The sequence below is a fragment of the Cohnella zeiphila genome (assembly GCF_014212055.1).
Classification (GTDB): Bacteria; Bacillota; Bacilli; order Paenibacillales; family Paenibacillaceae; genus Cohnella; species Cohnella zeiphila.
On record NZ_JACJVO010000055.1, the window covers coordinates 1 to 809 of the forward strand.

At 50.6% G+C, this 809-nt stretch carries 1 protein-coding gene; it reads right to left on the reverse strand.

The window, feature by feature from the left end; all coding sequences use genetic code 11:
• On the reverse strand, window positions 1-565 hold a 565-nt coding region (locus tag H7C18_RS32980), incomplete at its 3' end, for an IS110 family transposase (RefSeq protein ID WP_185133390.1).
• Window positions 566-809 lie beyond the last annotated feature (244 nt).

Consider the following 809-nt stretch of genomic DNA (forward strand, 5'->3'; position numbering starts at 1 on the left):
TTTCTTCCAGCAGTACATATCGCAGCACGTGCAACGCCGTTTTGGAATACATATCTCGAAACACGCTTTCGAATGCCGGGCAGACTTGATCCAGCAACGCCCTTGCGTTCAGCTTCGTCTGCACGAATTGAGACGTCATAAACTCATGCTGCCTTGTTAGGTGCTGAATCTCCGTCATTTGACTCGCCCAACTGCGGTGCGGCTTTACGTCGCCACGGAAATACATTTCGGCTAAGTGTGAGGCGTCTGCCGCGTCCGTTTTTAATTTGCGTAGCTGCGCGCTTTTTGAACGCTTAGATAGGAGCGGATTCACGATGTAATGCACGATCCCCGCGCGCTCCAAGAACGCTACGACAGCACGGTGATAATGCCCTGTCGCTTCTAAAACAACGACCGGCCTCATTCCCGTTCGCTCTTCCAATTGGCCAATGACATCCCCAAGTCGTCTGAACCCATCTTCGTTATGCTTCATTGTTTCAGGCTTTCCTAACGGCTCTTGACGTCTCATGAACGCTTGAAACACACTTGCTCCTTTTGCCACGTCCAATCCGATAACCGGTTCCATGTCAACTCCTCCTGATGTGATATTAACCGGCAATCCCACGATGGTTCCAAACCCATAGCTTCGCTTGTGATACGAGGTCGATGCCCCAACCAGCTCAAACATGGTCATTGGAAGTAGTGGGAGAACAGTTTTTGCTGCGGAGTCCATGCTCCAAAGCCACCCGCGTTCTCCCGGCTACCGCCATCATAGAACGCCTATAAAAATAGGCCAACCAGAAATCTCTGGTTGACCTAATAATACGAAA